At 39.5% G+C, this 18,194-nt stretch carries 17 protein-coding genes; 9 read left to right on the top strand and 8 right to left on the bottom strand.

The genetic code is table 11. The features are described from left to right. The first annotated feature begins 18 nt into the window (after positions 1 to 18). Complete coding sequence (locus ACS125_RS06170) at positions 19 to 954, top strand: LpxL/LpxP family acyltransferase (protein ID WP_174758233.1); 936 nt, start codon at positions 19 to 21, stop codon at positions 952 to 954. A gap of 229 nt (positions 955 to 1,183) precedes the next feature. Beyond that, positions 1,184 to 2,284 (top strand): glycosyltransferase family 4 protein, encoded by a 1,101-nt coding sequence (locus tag ACS125_RS06165; protein ID WP_443271078.1) that lies wholly within the window; start codon positions 1,184 to 1,186, stop codon positions 2,282 to 2,284. Between the two features lie 57 nt (positions 2,285 to 2,341). Here the strand turns inward: ACS125_RS06165 and gltP are convergent, their stop codons facing one another. Next, entirely contained in the window at positions 2,342 to 3,628 is a 1,287-nt protein-coding gene (gene gltP / locus ACS125_RS06160; protein WP_004794835.1) for a glutamate/aspartate:proton symporter GltP, read from the bottom strand. A gap of 698 nt (positions 3,629 to 4,326) precedes the next feature. After that, positions 4,327 to 5,436 carry an endonuclease/exonuclease/phosphatase family protein gene (locus tag ACS125_RS06155; protein WP_443271076.1) on the bottom strand — a complete coding sequence of 370 codons (1,110 nt, stop codon included), beginning with the start codon at positions 5,434 to 5,436 and terminating at the stop codon, positions 4,327 to 4,329. A gap of 186 nt (positions 5,437 to 5,622) precedes the next feature. Here ACS125_RS06155 and asd point away from each other — a divergent pair, with 186 nt between their 5' ends. From asd to truA, 5 genes are all read left to right on the top strand, one after another. Then, the gene (gene asd / locus ACS125_RS06150; protein ID WP_004794839.1) at positions 5,623 to 6,741 is read left to right on the top strand and encodes an aspartate-semialdehyde dehydrogenase; all 1,119 of its coding nucleotides are present in this window, start codon (positions 5,623 to 5,625) and stop codon (positions 6,739 to 6,741) included. A gap of 148 nt (positions 6,742 to 6,889) precedes the next feature. Beyond that, positions 6,890 to 8,239 carry a type IV pilus assembly protein FimV gene (locus ACS125_RS06145; RefSeq protein ID WP_443271074.1) on the top strand — a complete coding sequence of 450 codons (1,350 nt, stop codon included), beginning with the start codon at positions 6,890 to 6,892 and terminating at the stop codon, positions 8,237 to 8,239. Positions 8,240 to 8,298: 59 nt separating this feature from the next. Next, the gene (locus ACS125_RS06140; RefSeq protein WP_443271072.1) at positions 8,299 to 9,591 is read left to right on the top strand and encodes a hypothetical protein; all 1,293 of its coding nucleotides are present in this window, start codon (positions 8,299 to 8,301) and stop codon (positions 9,589 to 9,591) included. A gap of 55 nt (positions 9,592 to 9,646) precedes the next feature. Then, positions 9,647 to 10,618, top strand: a complete 972-nt coding sequence (locus tag ACS125_RS06135; RefSeq protein WP_004794846.1) for an asparaginase — start codon at positions 9,647 to 9,649, stop codon at positions 10,616 to 10,618. 14 nt (positions 10,619 to 10,632) lie between these two features. Continuing rightward, the gene (truA, locus tag ACS125_RS06130) at positions 10,633 to 11,430 is read left to right on the top strand and encodes a tRNA pseudouridine(38-40) synthase TruA (protein WP_004794850.1); all 798 of its coding nucleotides are present in this window, start codon (positions 10,633 to 10,635) and stop codon (positions 11,428 to 11,430) included. A 292-nt stretch (positions 11,431 to 11,722) separates the two neighbouring features. Here the strand turns inward: truA and ACS125_RS06125 are convergent, their stop codons facing one another. After that, positions 11,723 to 12,733, bottom strand: coding sequence for an AraC family transcriptional regulator (locus ACS125_RS06125; RefSeq protein WP_174728988.1), 1,011 nt, complete (start codon positions 12,731 to 12,733; stop codon positions 11,723 to 11,725). Between the two features lie 263 nt (positions 12,734 to 12,996). Here ACS125_RS06125 and infA point away from each other — a divergent pair, with 263 nt between their 5' ends. Then, the gene (gene infA / locus ACS125_RS06120) at positions 12,997 to 13,218 is read left to right on the top strand and encodes a translation initiation factor IF-1 (RefSeq protein WP_001284370.1); all 222 of its coding nucleotides are present in this window, start codon (positions 12,997 to 12,999) and stop codon (positions 13,216 to 13,218) included. A gap of 51 nt (positions 13,219 to 13,269) precedes the next feature. Here the strand turns inward: infA and ACS125_RS06115 are convergent, their stop codons facing one another. Then, entirely contained in the window at positions 13,270 to 13,641 is a 372-nt protein-coding gene (locus tag ACS125_RS06115) for a lysozyme inhibitor LprI family protein (RefSeq protein WP_004794852.1), read from the bottom strand. A 175-nt stretch (positions 13,642 to 13,816) separates the two neighbouring features. Between ACS125_RS06115 and ACS125_RS06110 the strand changes: the two genes are divergently transcribed. Further along, positions 13,817 to 14,224 carry a hypothetical protein gene (locus ACS125_RS06110; RefSeq protein WP_443271067.1) on the top strand — a complete coding sequence of 136 codons (408 nt, stop codon included), beginning with the start codon at positions 13,817 to 13,819 and terminating at the stop codon, positions 14,222 to 14,224. 52 nt (positions 14,225 to 14,276) lie between these two features. Here ACS125_RS06110 and leuB read toward each other — a convergent pair whose 3' ends face one another. The 4 genes from leuB to leuC form a co-directional block, all read right to left on the bottom strand. After that, positions 14,277 to 15,356 (bottom strand): 3-isopropylmalate dehydrogenase, encoded by a 1,080-nt coding sequence (gene leuB / locus ACS125_RS06105; RefSeq protein ID WP_004640985.1) that lies wholly within the window; start codon positions 15,354 to 15,356, stop codon positions 14,277 to 14,279. Positions 15,357 to 15,393: 37 nt separating this feature from the next. Then, entirely contained in the window at positions 15,394 to 15,978 is a 585-nt protein-coding gene (locus tag ACS125_RS06100; protein WP_004794858.1) for a hypothetical protein, read from the bottom strand. 112 nt (positions 15,979 to 16,090) lie between these two features. Next, complete coding sequence (gene leuD / locus ACS125_RS06095; RefSeq protein ID WP_151964033.1) at positions 16,091 to 16,738, bottom strand: 3-isopropylmalate dehydratase small subunit; 648 nt, start codon at positions 16,736 to 16,738, stop codon at positions 16,091 to 16,093. 18 nt (positions 16,739 to 16,756) lie between these two features. Beyond that, positions 16,757 to 18,175 (bottom strand): 3-isopropylmalate dehydratase large subunit, encoded by a 1,419-nt coding sequence (gene leuC / locus ACS125_RS06090; RefSeq protein WP_004794861.1) that lies wholly within the window; start codon positions 18,173 to 18,175, stop codon positions 16,757 to 16,759. Positions 18,176 to 18,194 lie beyond the last annotated feature (19 nt).

Below are 18,194 nucleotides of genomic sequence, written 5' to 3'. Positions count from 1 at the left end.
TGAACTCTTTATATCGTTATGAGCCAAAAGCAGCCTTATACGCCCGGTGAATTTCAATGGTCCTTTTTATTGCCTAAATATTGGGGTGTTTGGATTGCTATTGTCTTTTTAATGCTTTTGGCTATTTTACCTTGGGCCATACAATGGCGTCTGGCGCATGGTGTAGCCCATCTAGCTTGGAAATATCTAAAATCACGCCGTAAAACCACTATTCGTAATTTAGAAGTCTGCTTTCCTGAATGGTCTGCCGATAAGGTTCAACAACAAGCTCAACAAGTTTTCGTCGATATGATGCTTGGGGTATTTGAAACCTTAAATGCATGGTACAGCCCACGCTGGTTTAAAAACCGAGTCACGATTGAAGGTTTAGAACACATTACCAATGCCCAAGCTCAGGGAAAAGGTGTTTTATTACTGGGGACTCACAGCACGCTTCTTGATGCAGGTGGTTATGTGTGTGCTCAATATTTTGAACCAGATGTTGTCTATCGACCTCAAAATAACCCATTGCTCGATATGCTCATTTATCGTTGCCGTGGCACGATTTATAAAGCACAAATCGACCATGATGATATGCGTGGTTTAATTCGTCACCTTAAAGATGGTGATGCAATTTGGTATAGCCCCGACCAAGACTTTGGACTTAAACAAGGTGTTATGGCACCGTTTTTCGGCGTACCTGCTGCCACAGTAACTGCACACCGCCGCTTATTAAAAATCTCAAAAGCAGTCGCCGTGCCTTTATATTTTTATCGCCATGGGGATATTAAGAACCCGAAATATCATGTTCTGATTGAACCTGCGGTTGACAATATGCCAAGTGAAGATGAAGTTGATGATGCAACACGCATCAATAAAATTATTGAAAATCAACTTCGCATCGCACCGACTCAATATATGTGGTTCCACCGTCGATTTAAGACACGTCCTGAGGGATATGAAGAGATCTATTAAATAATCTAATGACTGCACTGTAGTTATAAACATCTAAATAAACACTAGTATGTACTATCGTGCAAAGGCGACAAGGATGTCGCCCGTTGGGCTACGACATCATGGATGTGTCGTTAGTCCAACAAATGGTTTTGTTACTTTTGCCAAAACAAAAGTAAGGAGTAAACTCCAAATATTAAATAAATGAACTGCAAGACCCTGCTTTGCTACAACCTAAAGGCAAAAAACAATGAAAGTGATGCAACTTCTCCCAGAACTCAATAGCGGTGGCGTAGAACGCGGCACACTCGAAATTGCACGTGCACTTATTGCCCAAGGCCATCAGTCTTTAGTTGTATCTAACGGCGGGCGTTTGGTCTCACAGCTCGAAGCTGAAGGTTCTACTCATTTAACACTGCCAATTCATAAAAAGTCACTGTCAAGCTTGTGGCAAATCCGCCCATTACGTCAGCTGATTGAACAACATCAACCCGATATTGTTCATGTACGTTCACGTGTACCTGCTTGGCTGACTCATTTTGCTTTAAGAAAAATACCTGCGAATAAACGCCCTCATCTCATTAGCACAGTGCATGGCTTTTATTCAGTCAATCGTTATAGTGCGATTATGACGCAAGCTGAAAAAGTTATAGCGGTTTCTGACAGCGTGGTTAAATACATCACTGACCATTATCAAAACTGCCCTCCCCAAGATATTGTTCGGATTTATCGAGGAATTGACCCAACCGCGTTTCCACATAATTATCAGCCATCAGCACAATGGTTTAATCAAGTTTTTAATGACTTTCCTGAACTCGAAAATAAGTTTTTACTTTGCTTACCTGGCCGTATTACACGTTTAAAAGGTCATGAAAGCTTAATTGAATTGATGCAAAAACTAGGTGAACAATATCCTCAGCTACATGCTGTGGTTGTGGGTGGTGCAGATGCAAAAAAACAAGCTTATTTAAGTGAGTTGCAAAACAGCATTCAAAGCAAAGGTCTCGCAGATAAAATTACCTTCGTAGGACATCGCTCAGATATTCGCGAATGGCTCGCTTTTAGCGATATTGTACTCTCTCTATCCAATCAAGCAGAAACATTTGGTAGAACAGCATTAGAAGCGCTTTCAGTCGGTACGCCAGTCATTGGCTGGAACCGTGGAGGCGTAGCCGAGATTTTATCGAATGTATATACACAAGGACTTGTTGAAGTAGGAAATGAAAAGGCTTTACTGGAAACAGTTAGACAGCATATTGAACAGCCTCAAATCGTTGCCCCTGTTACCATGTTTAGCTTGAAAGACATGTGTGATCAGACACTGGCTCTATATGAATCTGTACTGAAATAATTCCATAAAAAACCCGCGATCAACGCGGGTTTTTATTACAACAATAAAAATTCAGCTTTATTTAAGCGATGCTTCATAAGCTGCTGCTTTTTCATAGTCGTATTGTTTTTCCCATTTACTAATCACAAGTACTGCAAGTGCATTACCTACAACGTTCAACGCGGTACGTGCCATATCCATGATACGGTCAACACCAGCAATAAATGCCAAGCCTTCTACAGGTATACCAACACTACCTAATGTTGCTAATAGCACAACAAACGATACGCCAGGAACACCCGCAATACCTTTAGAAGTAATCATTAAAGTTACAACTAAAATGACCTGTTGGCTAATTGACATTTCAATACCGTAAAGCTGCGCAATAAAGATTGCCGCGATACTCTGGTAAAGCGTAGAACCATCAAGGTTAAATGAATAACCAGTTGGGATTACAAAACTAGAAATTGCTTTAGGCGCGCCATAAGCTTCCATCTTTTGCATAATACGCGGTAAAACTGTTTCAGAGCTTGCAGTTGAATATGCCAAAATTAATTCGTCTTTCAAAATCTTAAACAAAGTAAAGATGTTGATGCTGAACATTTTTGCAGTTAAACCAAGTACCACCAAAGCAAAGAATAAGATCGCGCCATATACCAACACAACTAACTTGCCTAAAGGAATAAGCGAAGCGAAACCGAAGTTTGCGACAGTTACTGCAATCAAACCAAATACACCCACTGGCGCATATTTCATGATGATGTGTGTTACACGGAACATTGTTTCCGATACAGCATGAAATACGTTTAATAATGGATCTTTAGTTGTTGCTGGTAATGAAGACAAACCAATACCAAATAACACAGCAAAGAAAATCACAGGTAACATTTCGCCATGCGCCATCGAACTAATAATGTTCGTTGGGATAAGCGATAATATTGTCTGCATGATGCCATGAGACTGTGACTGAACTTCTTCAGTTGTATGCTTATATTGAGAGATATCAGTTTGAACCAGTTGAGACATATCAATGCCTGAACCTGGATGGAAGATATTCGCTGCAACTAAACCCACCAAAATAGCAATAGTGGTAATAATTTCAAAATAGAGAATGGTTTTAAAACCAAGTCGACCTAAACTTTTCGTACTGCCAACACCTGCAATACCTAAAATTAAGGTAGAGAAAACGATTGGAATAACAATCATTTTAATCAGGCTAATGAAGATCTTACCAAGTGGCGTAAGAACATTAGTTACAATACTGTCTTTGATTTCAGGCTGATTATGTAAAACAGCCCCGACAACTATCCCTAGGATTAAAGCAATTAAAATTTGCCAAGCAAGGCTAAATTTAAAATTCTTCATAAGACAATCCTTATGCACCGCAAAGTATCAAATATGAGAGGGAGAAGACCACTAACTAAGAGTGAAACCTCAATATGTACAGTAATTTCCAAACAGAAATTTAAATGCACAAACAAATCACAACTCGCCGATCTGACGAGATAAACAACAATGCCTGTTGACGATCCAACATGTCAACGATCGGCACATTCTATTGAGATTTGTTAATTAAACAAGTCCAATTTATATCTAAATGGATTAACGCTCATATTTGCTCCTCAATAACCTATAAAAACAAAAACTTAATGAAAAAAAAATTTGTATCTCTTTTCACTAAAAATTGCTCAAATATAGATGAGAACGTATGGGCGCTTAGCTATAATTAGATAGGTTTTAAAATTAAAACTAGCTTAAAAATATTTCTTTTTTTACGATAAATTAAATAAGGTATGTATAAAATATTAACCCGAGTTCTGCGTCCTGCAAAACTCGGGTAAATGAGGTTGTGCTTTCAGGTTAATCGTTATTTTTATCGTTTCCGTTCCAACATCTAATCCGTGATGCTATTCCATATCAGCTTTGTGTATCCTTACGTGGGATCGTCCATTCCCGTTTCCATGTGCCGATGAATGTAGAATAAGGTTTTTATCATCCCCTGCCTATTCGCCCTAGACTCAAATCTTTGTACGATATTGCTTACATCAATTTTTATATTCTTTTTATTTATAAGGCTGTGCAATTTTATCAGTCACCATTTTTTCTTCTTTTTCAGCCTTGGCAATCCCTTCTTGTATGGCGCTTTGAGCCTCTTCTTCATCAGTTTGAGTTTGTTCTAATTCCTCTTGAATATATTCAAATATTCGACCAGTCTGCAAAACCACATATACAGGAAAATGATCAGATCCAATATGTGGTAAACGCTGCATTTTGACTAAACCAAAATCGGTACTATGAAAAATATGATCTAAAGACCAACGCAGCAATGGGTAATCTGCATGAAACGTATTAATGAAATGTCGCCCAACTCGAGGGTCAAGTAACCCACTAATCCGCTGGAACAACCGTGTAGTACGTGACCATGCTACATCGTTTAAATCGCCCATCACAATACAGCTTTCATCTAAGTCTTTAATCTGGTCTCCAACAATTAAGAGCTCCGCATCACGTAAAGTCGAATCTTTCGCCTCAGTTGGACTCGGTGGCTTCGGATGCAAACAATAGAGTTGAACTGGCATACCAGATCGTAAAGTCACTGTAGTATGAATAGAAGGAATTTCATCACTTAAAATAAATTTAACCTCAGTATTTGATAGAGGTAATCGACTATATAAATGCATGCCGTATAAATTATCTAAAGGCACGGGAACACGATAAGGATAATCTTCTTCAATTTCTTTTAAAGCATTTTCCCAAGTCTTATCACTTTCCAATGTAAGTAACAAATCTGGTTTTAATGTTCTGATCTGTTCAAGCAATAAATGATATTTATCATTTGGGGTTAGAACATTCGATACAATTAAGGAAATTTGCTTTTGCTGATCTAACTGGGATGATTTGACCTGTTTAACCTGCTTTTTCCAGAGCAAGGTATAAGGCAAAACCATTTTTAGTTGGTAGGCGATGGCCGCCATAAGCACAGCAAGCACTATTTCACGCCATAGAGTCCATTCAGTCGGCCAAAACAGCATACCAACAAAGGCTAATAGACCAACAAATAGAATCTGCAAACGAGGAAAATCGGCGCCACGAAACCACCACTCATCACGAGGAATAAGTGACCAGAAACTTAACCAAATCACCAGACCAGCTAAAACTTCGATATAAATCATTGAATTTTCTCTTTTAAGATGATTTGGTTTTTAATATTTTGTCATCTTTATCAATTTTGTATGTAACATAAACAAGATATTCTACTCAATAAACATGGTGTTTTGTTTCTGTAACGCTTGCAGTTGTGGACACTTTTGATACACTCAACTCCCCCTATTAATTTTAACGCACCGAGGCAAAATGACATGAAAGTAGGTCTGGTCGGTTGGCGCGGGATGGTCGGTTCCGTCCTTATGCAACGTATGGTTGAAGAGAATGATTTTGCTCATATTGAGCCATTTTATTTCTCTACCAGTAATGCAGGTGGTGAAGCTCCTTCATTTGGTGGTAAGACTGCCCCAGCACTTATGGAAGCTACAGACATTAATAGTCTGAAGCAAATGGATGTCATTATTACCTGTCAAGGTGGTGACTATACGTCTGAAGTTTTCCCACAGTTAAAAGCGACTGGTTGGGATGGCTACTGGATTGATGCAGCCTCTACTTTACGTATGTCAGATGATGCAATCATCGTTCTTGACCCAGTAAACCTTAACGTTATTAAAGACGGCTTGGTTAACGGCACCAAAACTTTCGTAGGTGGTAACTGTACAGTATCGCTTATGTTGATGGGTGTAGGTTCACTTTTCCAAAACAATTTGGTGGAGTGGATGACTGCTATGACTTATCAAGCAGCATCAGGCGCTGGCGCACAAAACATGCGTGAGCTCATTACTGGTATGGGCTACTTATATAACAATACCAAAACATTGTTAGATGATCCTAAATCTGCAATTTTGGATATTGATCGTCAAGTTGCTGAGTTACAACGTGGTGAAGGTTTCCCATCTGCTAACTTTGGCGTGCCACTAGCTGGATCGTTGATTCCTTACATTGATAAACAGCTCGAAAGCGGTCAGTCAAAAGAAGAGTGGAAAGGTCAGGTTGAAACCAACAAGATCTTGGGTAATTCACAAATTGTTCCGATCGATGGCCACTGTGTGCGTATTGGCGCAATGCGTTGTCACTCTCAAGCATTGACAATCAAGTTGAAAAAAGATGTACCGCTTGATGAAATTGAAGACATGATTCGTACTTCAAACCAATGGGCGAAAGTTGTACCAAACACTCGTGAAGCGTCTATGACTGACCTTACACCTGTTGCTGTAACTGGTACACTAACTGTACCTGTTGGCCGTTTGCGCAAACTTAATATGGGTAAAGAATATTTAGGCGCATTCACAGTAGGTGATCAGTTACTTTGGGGTGCTGCTGAACCTTTACGTCGCATGTTACGTATCTTAGTAGAATACAAGAGCTCATAATTTGGTCTGAATTATTCAGTCAAAACGAAAAGCCGATCACATTAGATCGGCTTTTTCGTAACTGGTTTGTAAAAATTTTACAATTTATTTACATTTCATTATTGTATAATTTTGAACGACTTTACGACTTATTAGGTCATGGATTGAGATGACTGTTTATAACAAATTAAAAATTGCCATTTTCACCATTATGTCTTCGCCTTCTCTTTATGCGATTACATTAGACCCTATACAAATTCAGTCTGCGCCCGGGGATTTGTTATATGCAGAAATGAATTTCCAACAAGCTGACCCCAACTCTACCTTACAAGTGAGTTTAGCGACTCCTGAAGATTTAAGCGCTTTGGGTGTAACTCATCAGCCTCCGGGAAATCTTAATTTTTATACACGCCAAAATGGTCAAGGTTCTGGGGTTATTGTGATTACCTCATCCCGACCTGTTAATGATCCTGAGCTCAATATTGTTGTAAAAATCAGTGAAGGTTCTGCAACGCGTTTACAGCATATTAAAACTGTAATTAAACCTTCTCTGATAAGAAAGTCTGAAAATAACGAAAGTACTTTATCTCCTCAATTTGTTGTTAATGAGAAGGATATTGCTTTAAATCTGCCAGAAAGCACCCAATATGCTTCATCAACTTCCATCCCAACGACGACAAACTCTAATAGTGAACAAAATCTTAATATCAGCTCTGGCACTGCCCCTACGGTAAATACAAATTCATCTGCGCCAATTAGTGAAAACTCTTCGGCTCAGACAGCTCAACAAGTTGTCACAAGCACTGCGCACGATCAGGCACAAACCCAACCTACTATCACTAAGTCAAATACCCATACTTCGCCAAAAGCAATAGTTAAAAGTTTAGCAGGACAAAAGAAATCGATTCCATCAAAAAAGCTCAGTCAAGATACTGCGAAGAAACAAACCTTAAGCCCACCTAAAGCACCAGTAACTTCAGGTAAATATGTAGTACAACAGAATGAGTCTTTATGGAGCATTGCTAATCGTATTGCAGCGAAAACCAAACAGCCTGTTGCAAAAGTCATGCGTGATATCCAACAACAAAACCAGCATGCTTTTATTCAAGGTGATGTAAACCGTTTACGTCAGGGAATTTCTCTAAAACTTACCCACACGCCTGTCACTAAAACTCAGCAAAATAAATCAAAAACGGAAATAACGCATACTGCAAAATCATCTTCTGGCCAAGCTAAATACCGATTGCAACAAGCAGAAATGAGCATCGTGGCTGAAAACAGTCAAAATTCTACACATGGAAGTGCTAAAAAGAGCACACAACAAAGTCAAAACAATACTGAGTTAGCAGTAAAAGTTATGACAAAAAGAGAAAAAACCGTTACATTACAAAGAAATGTAACCAAACTAAATCAAACTTTACGTTTAAAAGACCAACGTATTCAACTTTTAAATGCACGTTTGGCAGAGTTACAACAGCAGTTAAAAGTACAGCAACAAACTCACAAGCAAAAACATTAAGTTAAAACCAGAGTTAGCTCGCTTTATATTGCAGATATTTATTTTTTAAGGGGAAAGTAATGTTATATGTGATTCCGTTCATCATATTACTCGTGGTCGCTGTTATTTTAAAAAAGCGCGAGAATAGCCAGAAACAAGAGGCCACTTCCCCTAAAACGGTAAACAAAAAAACCAATAAAAAAGTGAGCTCTAAATCGAGTAAAAGCTCGCGTGAAAAAAGCAAAGTAAATGTAGTAGAAGACACTCTTCCACCTATTCCACAAAGTACTCCTGTTCCAGAAGCTGTACGTCAAACAATTCAGCAGCTCATTCAAGAAAAGCAATATTCAGCTGCTGAAGCTCAAGTCAACCAGGCGTTAAAAAAAGACAATACTCAGCATGCGCTTTATTTATTGTTACTTGAAGTTCATATTGCACAAAAAGATGAGTTTGCTATAACACAACTAATTAGCCATATTCGTAGTTTGGCACTGAATGAAATAGCGACTCAAGCAGAAACTAGACAAAAAGAATATGAGTCATCAAGACAACCTGATGCTATCGATTTTCCTCAAGCTCAAACATACCAAGAACCAAAAAATACACCAGACACTACAGCTCAGTTTGACCAGTTAACAACAAGTTCTTCTGAAGCTTCTTTTGATGATTTGCAGAAAGACTATACACATTTAAAACAAGAACCTGCTGTTGAAGTTGCACCTTTAGAATTTAACTTTTCATTCGAAAAAACTGCTGCTACAGAAAATACCAGCCAACCAGAACATGAACCAGAAGTATCAACATCTCAGCAAGTACCGGAAGTATCGTCATCTCAAGAAACAAATGAGCTAACTGATTTAGAATTTTCTTTTGACTTGGCACCTCTGCATGAAACTGAGGAAAAAACTCAAGCACTAGAGGTAAAAGCAGATCAAGAGAATAGCGTCAATGCTTTAGATTTTAACCTTGACTTAAATCCTTCAAGTTCAGAGACAAAATGTGTTGAACAAGCTCCATCACTAGATGAACTTACACTCGTAGAACAAGCGCCATTAGAAGCAACTTCAATCGCGCCTCTTGAGTTTTCGTTAGATGAGCCAGCGTTAGTTACAACACCAGAGATTGAAAATCAAAACCATATAGATGTAGTCAATGAAGAGGCGACTCAAACTCAAATAGAGGATCCACTTCTAGACGCATTTCCAGAATTAAAACAGTTAGATGAAAATGAGCTCGACTTACAACTTGCAGAACAGTACATCAAGTTAGGTGCTTACCCAGCAGCACACGCCTTGTTGGCAAGTAATGAGCAAAAATTCAACACAGAGCAACAACAACGCGCGAAAAATCTACTAAATCGCATAGCTTCTTAAAGCCGATCGTTTTACCATAAGCAGTCAAAGATGACTGCTTTTGTGCCTGAAAAAGATGAAAAAAATTGCCTTATTTTATATGGGTGGTACTTTTGGCTGTGTAGGTGAACCTTTAGCGCCTATGCCATATGACCAATTCTTGCCTCAACTTGAAAAAGTTATACCACCCCACTTAACAGTTGACTGTTTTGCTGCCCCAAATATTGTAGATAGCAGCGCTTGTACAGCGCCTGATTGGCTACGTCTTATTCAACGTATACAACAGCTCCAACTCGAAGGTTATCAACACTTCGTCGTTATTCATGGTACAGATACTCTTAGTTATGCTGCTGCAACCCTAGCTCGCTTTTTAGGCCAAAGCTGTCATATTGTGATTACTGGTAGCCAATACCCGTTACTCAATGTTCAAGGTGATAATACTCGTGAATTTACTGATGCAATTGAGAACTTATATCTTGCATTAGAACAAGTGATTGCCCTACCTGTAGGTGCGTATCTTGCATTCCATCATCAAGTATTCCATGCACAAACTGCATTAAAAACGCATACGACTGAACTCGATGCATTTTCAGGTTTAAGTAGTGAAGTTGAGTTTACACCTCAGCAAAATGAATTGATCGTACAAGATGCTCAAATTGAAAAAGCGGCTTCATTCCAAATTTTAAACTGGATGATGCAACCGATTGCAACACAGCACTTAGTGCAGCAGTTAAAAAACTTACTACCAGCCCCACCTCAATTTTTAGTATTACAAGGTTTTGGTACGGGAAACATAGCAGTTAATCAAGAGTTACTAGCAACCTTAGATGAACTGTATGCTCATGGTTGTGTTCCAATTCTTACAACTCAGGTGACGTTTGGTGGTATTGATCAACGTTATGCGATTAGTGCTTGGGCCAAAACAGCAAAAATTGTCATTAGTGATGCACATAGTCACGCAGATCTCTATGCAAAAGCACTTCAAATCTATTTAAAATACCCAACCCCAGAACAATGGTTCAGCCATTGGAACGAAAATTTGCATTAAATAGAGGTAAAGCCATGCAACGTTATGCAGTCGGTATTGAATTTAGCGGAGTTCAATATCGAGGTTGGCAAACACAACAGCCAGGCGTTGCCAGCGTACAAGAAACTATTGAACGTGTGCTTAGCAAAGTCGCAAATGAACCTATAGCACTCCATGGTGCTGGTCGTACCGATGCAGGAGTACATGCGACAAATATGGTGGCACACTTCGACACTCATGCCATTCGTCCAGAGACGGGGTGGTTAAGAGGGGCAAACAGCCAGCTGCCTAAAGATATTTCCATTCAGTGGATTAAGCTGATGGATGAAAGTTTTCATGCCCGTTTTAAAGCAACTGCTCGACGTTACCGCTACATTATATATAACACACCTCATCGCCCTGCACTCCTGCATAAACAGGTTACTCACGTTTACCAAAAGTTAGATGTGAAAAAGATGATTGAAGCGGCAAGTAAATTTGAAGGCACTCATAACTTTGAAAGCTTCCGTGCAGCAGCGTGCCAATCAAATCAGCCTGTTCGACATGTAAAACATTGCCGTTTGTTTGAACATGGACGCTATTTGGTTTTAGATATTGAAGCAGATGGTTTTTTACACCATATGGTTCGCAACATTGTTGGATGCTTACTCGAAATTGGTCAAGGTATGTATGAAATTGATCATATCGATACAATGTTTGCTGCACAGGATCGTAAGGCGGCAGGTGTAACAGCCCCACCCGACGGTCTTTATTTTATTCAGTGTAATTATCCTGAGCAGTTTGATCTGCCACAGCCACCGCTTGGACCACATTGGCTCAACTTACCAGAGTAAGACAGTGAATCTCAGCATCCAAATTAAGCACTAAATAAGATACTCGACAAAGTCATGCGCAACCTGAACAAGGTTAAAGTGTACTTTAACCGCAGTGCAAGACAAACGAAGTGCGTAGTTCGATAAATTTTTAATCTTGTGACATGGTAAGAATTATTACTCTTTACCGTGTCACAAGCTTTTGCTCTTGCAGAGCTTACGCTCTTCATCCCGAAAGAAAAGTAACTCTAGCTGAAGACCAATCCAGCTATGAAAGCCTCAATGGCACGACTCCGTCATGACATAGAATAAATTAACGATGCTGTTTACGTTTCCGATATTCAACTGGTGTCTCATTTGTCCAACGCTTAAATGCGCGGTAGAACGTACTCGGTTCAGAGAAACCAGTTAAATACACAATACGCTCAACACTCTCGCTGGTATTTGCTAAAAGTTTTTTAGCTAATCGACAACGATAATCTGACAAGATTTGCTGAAAACTAGTATTGGCTTCGCTTAGCTGAGTACGTAAGCGACGTGGAGTAATATTCAACTGAGCTGCAACCGTTTCTAAGGTTGTTTCTCCACTTTCCAACGTTGAACCAATTGCGCGACGAACTTCACCCACTAAATCATAACGAGCCAATTCCTGTAATTTTTCAATTGCGAGCTGCTCATGCAACTGCAATAACTCAGGCTCTGCTTGCCAAAGCTGAAAATCTAGAATAGCTGGATCAAAATATAAACGTGTCTCTTTCTGACCTAAACTGACTGGGCAGCCATACACTCGGAAATATTCATCCTCCGAGGCACCTTCGCTAAAATTAAAATCGATGAAGATAGGATGAAATTGCCCTTCGGTAATAAACTTAAAAAATCTAAGGATGCCCGAAATTGCACATTCAGAGAAGTGACGATTGACAAGATTATCAGCACCAATTTGCTCACCATTGGTTAAATAACAACGCCCTTCCTCAACGACTAGTTTTGCATCAAAAGCATCACTAATAAGTCGCTGATAAGCCAAGGCCCGTTTTAGACCTTCACCAAAAGTTTCACTACTAATAAATAGATGTTCAATGACCTGACCACGGTACAAAGGCAAATGTTCGCCTAAATGCAGACCGATGTCTGGATCTTTACTGACGTCCTGAGCGGCAGTCCAAAAGGCGTACTGTGCACTTAACGGTGTACGTGCATTTGTATCAACCTGATTTAAAGCAACTCCCGCTTTGGTTAATATTTCTTCTGTTGGCAAACCCGCACGACGAATCGCTTGATAGCCAAAGCGTAATACAACTGATGCATCTGTTAGCTGACCCACGCAGTGCCCTTCCATGTAGATACTTCATTGATATTTAGGGCTGTTGACCTTTACGCAATTAACAGTCCCTAATAACTATGATTTTAGATTAGCGTTGATTGACCAAACTGACAACAGAATTACTCTTCTTTTGTGAAAAAAATTACATCTTTTTTTATTAGTCATACTTTAACCAGATGCTTTAGCAAAAGGATGTCTATCTTGTTTTTTTTAAATAAATTGACTATAATTTGCGCCTTTCCAATTTGATCATCAGGTAGGCTATGGCCAATAAAGAGGAACTCATTGAGTTCGAAGGCGTTGTCACCGAAACGCTTCCTAATACGATGTTCCGTGTACGTCTTGAAAACGGTCACGAAGTTATTGCACACATTTCTGGTAAAATGCGTAAACACTATATTCGTATTCTTACTGGCGACAGTGTAAAAGTCGAAATGACTCCATATGACCTCACTAAAGGTCGTATTACGTACCGTGCTCGCTAATTAGTGAATGCAAAAAAGCCACTTTATGATGTGGCTTTTTTATTGCGTTGTTTATTCACTTAAGCGACTGGTTTTACATCCTACCGTTTGGCATTCACGCAGTCTTTCTTGCAGCCAATGGTTTCTTTCTTGCGTTGTCTGCAAACGACATTGCACGTCTACGCTATTCCTATTTGAATCTGTACAATCTGCATCACGTTGACGTATCCACGCGAGCTGAGATTTTTTAAGAATATTTTTCTGGGCCGTATTTAATTTTACGCGCAATGCTTGATAGTTCTTATTCAGATCTGCATCAGCACTCGCATAAATTTTATTTGTACAGTAAATATCATCGTAAGTATTTCGGGCACTATCGCAGTTATCTGCATAGACCGCAGTCATTCCAAAGCTGCATAAAAAAGCAAAAACTATTTTTCTCATACTTTTCTTCCTTAAGTTTTCTATGAAATTCTTATTAATAACGATTTGTATGTAATGATAAATCGCAAGACAAATTCACCTTCTATTTATCATAATCTTCCTTTTTTACTTTACAAGTATTCAAATCCAACCTATTGTTCTTTAATAATAAATATAATTTTTTATTGAGATAAAAATGAATACAGCTACCCGATGCCAAATTGGCCTACTTTGTTTAATCATAATGAATGTAAGCGGTTGTACTAGCCATCCACGCCAATCTATAGATTTACAAGAATATTTAAAGGGCTTTCTAGGCAAATCATCGAACACCATTCAGCAAGATATAAATCTAAGAAGTCTTGGTTTTCAAGTCGCAAATACTCCACAGAAAACATCCAATCAACTCATCTATACGATTTTACGTCCATTAAACATTCCAATCCCGATGGTGACTAATGTCGACATGAGAGGTAATTCTGTCGCTATACAATCAGGTAATCTGGGTGGCAATTCTTACGATTTAAATTTCAACTGCAAAGTTATTTTTCAGCTGAAGAATGATATTGCCGAGTCTATTCAATATGAAGGTAAAGCCTGCTAAAACATAGGCACAAAAAAACGCAGCGTTGAGCTGCGTTTTTTATAAGAAGCTTTTAAGCAAGAGCAGCGACAACTGCCTCACCCATTTCAGCTGTACCAACTTTTGTCATGCCTTCAGACATAATATCTGCTGTACGCAAGCCTTGATCAAGTACTTGTCCTACCGCATCTTCAATTGCTTTTGCAGCAGCTTCTTCACGGAAGGTATAACGAAGCATCATTGCAACAGAAAGAATCGTTGCTAATGGGTTTGCCACATTTTGACCTGCGATGTCAGGCGCCGAACCATGACAAGGTTCATACATACCTTTGCCATTTTCATCTAACGATGCAGATGGCAACATACCGATTGAACCTGTAAGCATTGCCGCTTCGTCAGATAAGATATCGCCAAATAAGTTACCCGTTACGATCACGTCAAACTGTTTAGGCGCACGTACAAGTTGCATTGCAGCATTGTCGACATACATATGTGAAAGCTGAATGTTTGAATAACTTGCTTGCTGCAAATCAGTAACTGTTTGCTTCCAAAGTTCTGTAACTTCTAAAACGTTGGCTTTATCGACCGAACAAACTTTACCACCACGTAAACCTGCAAGCTCAAAAGCAACTTTTGCAATGCGCTTAATTTCACTTTCAGAATAAACGTCTGTGTTATAGCCTTGTTTTTCGCCGTTTTCGAGTTCACGAATACCACGTGGCTGACCAAAATAGATACCGCCAGTAAGCTCACGAACAATCAGAATATCTAAGCCAGCAACAATTTCAGGTTTTAAACTAGAAGCATCTGCTAGTTGCGGATAAAGAATGGCTGGACGCAAGTTAGCAAACAAGTTGAGTTCACTACGAATTTTTAAAAGGCCACGTTCAGGACGAATAGAACGCTCGATTGCATCCCATTTTGGTCCGCCTACCGCACCTAATAAGATTGCATCAGCTTTTTTTGCTTGTTCACTCGTTACAGCTGGATACGGTTCACCATGTGCATCAATTGCTGCACCGCCTAGTAAACCATGTTCCCAAGTTAACGATAAATTAAATTTTTCATTTACTGTATTTAATACTTTTTCTGCCGCCCCAACAATTTCAGGACCAATACCATCACCAGCTAAAATTAAAATCTGTTTAGACATGAACTTTTTCCATTTTCAAAGACGAGCAGCGTTATAACTACCGCGGGGTTAGTTTTTTCTGTTCGACAAATTCACCTAGCCCTGTTGTCACATTAAATGGTCGACAGAAACGGCGAATAACACGCTCATCTTGTTCCAAGTCAACACATAAAGGATCTGGTACAGAAACATTCAGCAAACTACCCGAACGGTTGGTTTTGTCTCGGTACATTTTAAATGTATAGCGATGGTTGGCATTAAACTGGTGAATAACATGGATTGTTTCGGCCCGATCTGGAGAAATCGGATAGAAACGGATCACCACTTCATATTGTTTAGCGGGTACAGATAAATATAAACTGTTGGTTTGACCAAGCACTGAACCGTGCAATCTTACAATTCCTTGATGAATTGCCTGATTACTAATTCGTCGTGTTTGCGCATCCACTACAGTAATATCATTTAGTCGTTCAAATTCACAACTCTTCGCACCCGAACAATATATTGCTGCATTCTGCCCCAAATTTTCTTGTTCAGCCTGCTTAATACGGACAGTATCCACTACATTGTACGTGCTCTGACAAGCACTGAGTGTTATTGCGCACAGGCTCAACAAAAAGCTATGAGTAACGTTCCTCTTCATTGTTCAAGCCCAATCCTCATCTAGTGCATAATTTTAAGGTGTTTTTATGCTTTAGCATGTTAGCAAGAGTTTGAACGCTACGCCATGGCTATGTTTAAAATGCACCAAAAGGTTAATTTAACTCTTGGAATACCCAAGGACGAACTTGTTTAGTTTTTTCTTCATAAGCGCGAATTGCGTCGGAATTTTGAAGAGTTAAACCAATATCATCCAAGCCATTTAACAAGCAATGCTTACGAAATGGGTCAACTTCAAATTTAAAAGCTTCACCTGTTGGCGTACGTACTTCCTGAGCAGCTAAATCAATTGTTAATTGATATCCTTCATTTGCTGCACATTCTTTAAATAACTGATCAACAATTTCTTCTGACAAAATGACAGGTAACATGCCATTTTTAAAACAGTTATTAAAGAAAATATCAGCAAAGCTTGGCGCAATAACAGTACGGAAACCGTATTCATTTAATGCCCAAGGTGCATGCTCACGGCTTGAACCACAACCAAAGTTAGTACGAGCAATTAAAACATTTGCGCCTTGATAACGTGGTTGGTTCAAAACGAAATCCGGATTTTTTGGACGTACTGAATTGTCTTGTCCCGGATAACCTTCATCTAAATAACGAAGTTCATCAAATAAGTTATCGCCAAAACCAGTACGTTTGATTGATTTCAAAAACTGTTTTGGAATAATTAAATCTGTATCAACATTGGCACGATCTAATGGTGCAACGATACCTTGTTCAACTGTATAAGCTTTCATGGTTTGCTCCAGACCGAATTAAAATGAACGAACATCAACAAAGTGACCTGCGATTGCAGCCGCTGCCGCCATTGCCGGGCTCACCAAGTGAGTGCGACCACCATTACCTTGACGACCTTCAAAGTTACGGTTAGACGTCGATGCACAGTGTTCACCCGGTTGTAACTTATCAGCATTCATTGCTAAACACATTGAACAACCCGGTTCACGCCATTCAAAACCAGCTTCCAAGAAGATTTTATCCAAGCCTTCTTTTTCTGCCTGTTGTTTAACTAAACCTGAACCAGGAACAATCATAGCTTGCTTAATGCTAGAGGCTACTTTACGGCCCTTAACCACCTCAGCTGCAGCACGAATATCTTCAATACGAGAATTCGTACAAGAACCGATAAAGACACGATCAAGTTGAATATCAGCTAATGCTTGTCCTGCATTTAAACCCATATATTGATAAGCACGTGTCCAGTCATTACGTTGAACATCATCTTTCGCTTGTTCTAAAGTTGGTACAGCTTCAGTGACCGGAATCACCATCTCAGGTGAAGTTCCCCAAGATACTTGTGGCTCGATCTCTGCGCCATTTAACTCAACTACAGCATCAAAGACAGCATCTTCGTCTGAATGCAAAGTGTCCCAGTAAGCAACTGCTTGTTCCCATTGCTCGCCTTTTGGTGCGTAGCTACGGCCTTTCACGTATTCAACAGTTTTGTCATCAACTGCAACCATACCAACACGAGCACCAGCTTCAATCGCCATGTTACATACCGTCATACGTCCTTCGATCGACATATCACGGAAAACTTGACCACCAAACTCAATTGCATAGCCTGTACCACCAGCAGTACCAATTTTAGCAATGATTGCCAACACAACATCTTTTGGTGTTACGCCTTTGCCTAATACGCCATCTACACGCACTAACATGTTTTTAGATTTTTTCTGGATCAAACATTGTGTTGCTAACACATGTTCAACTTCAGATGTTCCAATACCATGCGCCAAGCAACCGAAAGCACCGTGAGTAGCTGTATGTGAATCACCACATACGACTGTCATGCCCGGCAAAGTTAAGCCTTGTTCAGGTCCAACCACATGCACAATACCTTGACGAATATCATTAATGCTGAATTCAACAATATTAAAAGCTTTACAGTTGTCATCTAAGGTTTGAACTTGAATACGAGACGTATCATCTTCAATACCTGCGATACCTTGGTCACGTTCTTTTTTAGAAGTTGGAACATTATGATCCGGTGTAGCAACGTTTGCACTTAAACGCCATGGTTGACGACCTGCAAGTTGCAAACCTTCAAATGCTTGTGGACTAGTCACTTCATGCAATAAATGACGGTCAATATAAAGTAAACATGAGCCATCATCACGCTGTGAAACAACGTGGTCATCCCACAATTTGTCATATAAAGTTTTGCCTGCCATGTCGTCTTGCTCCATTGGA

It is taken from the genome of Acinetobacter sp. PFS20 (assembly GCF_052261015.1).
GTDB lineage: Bacteria > Pseudomonadota > Gammaproteobacteria > Pseudomonadales > Moraxellaceae > Acinetobacter.
This window is presented reverse-complemented; position numbering and strand designations above follow the sequence as displayed.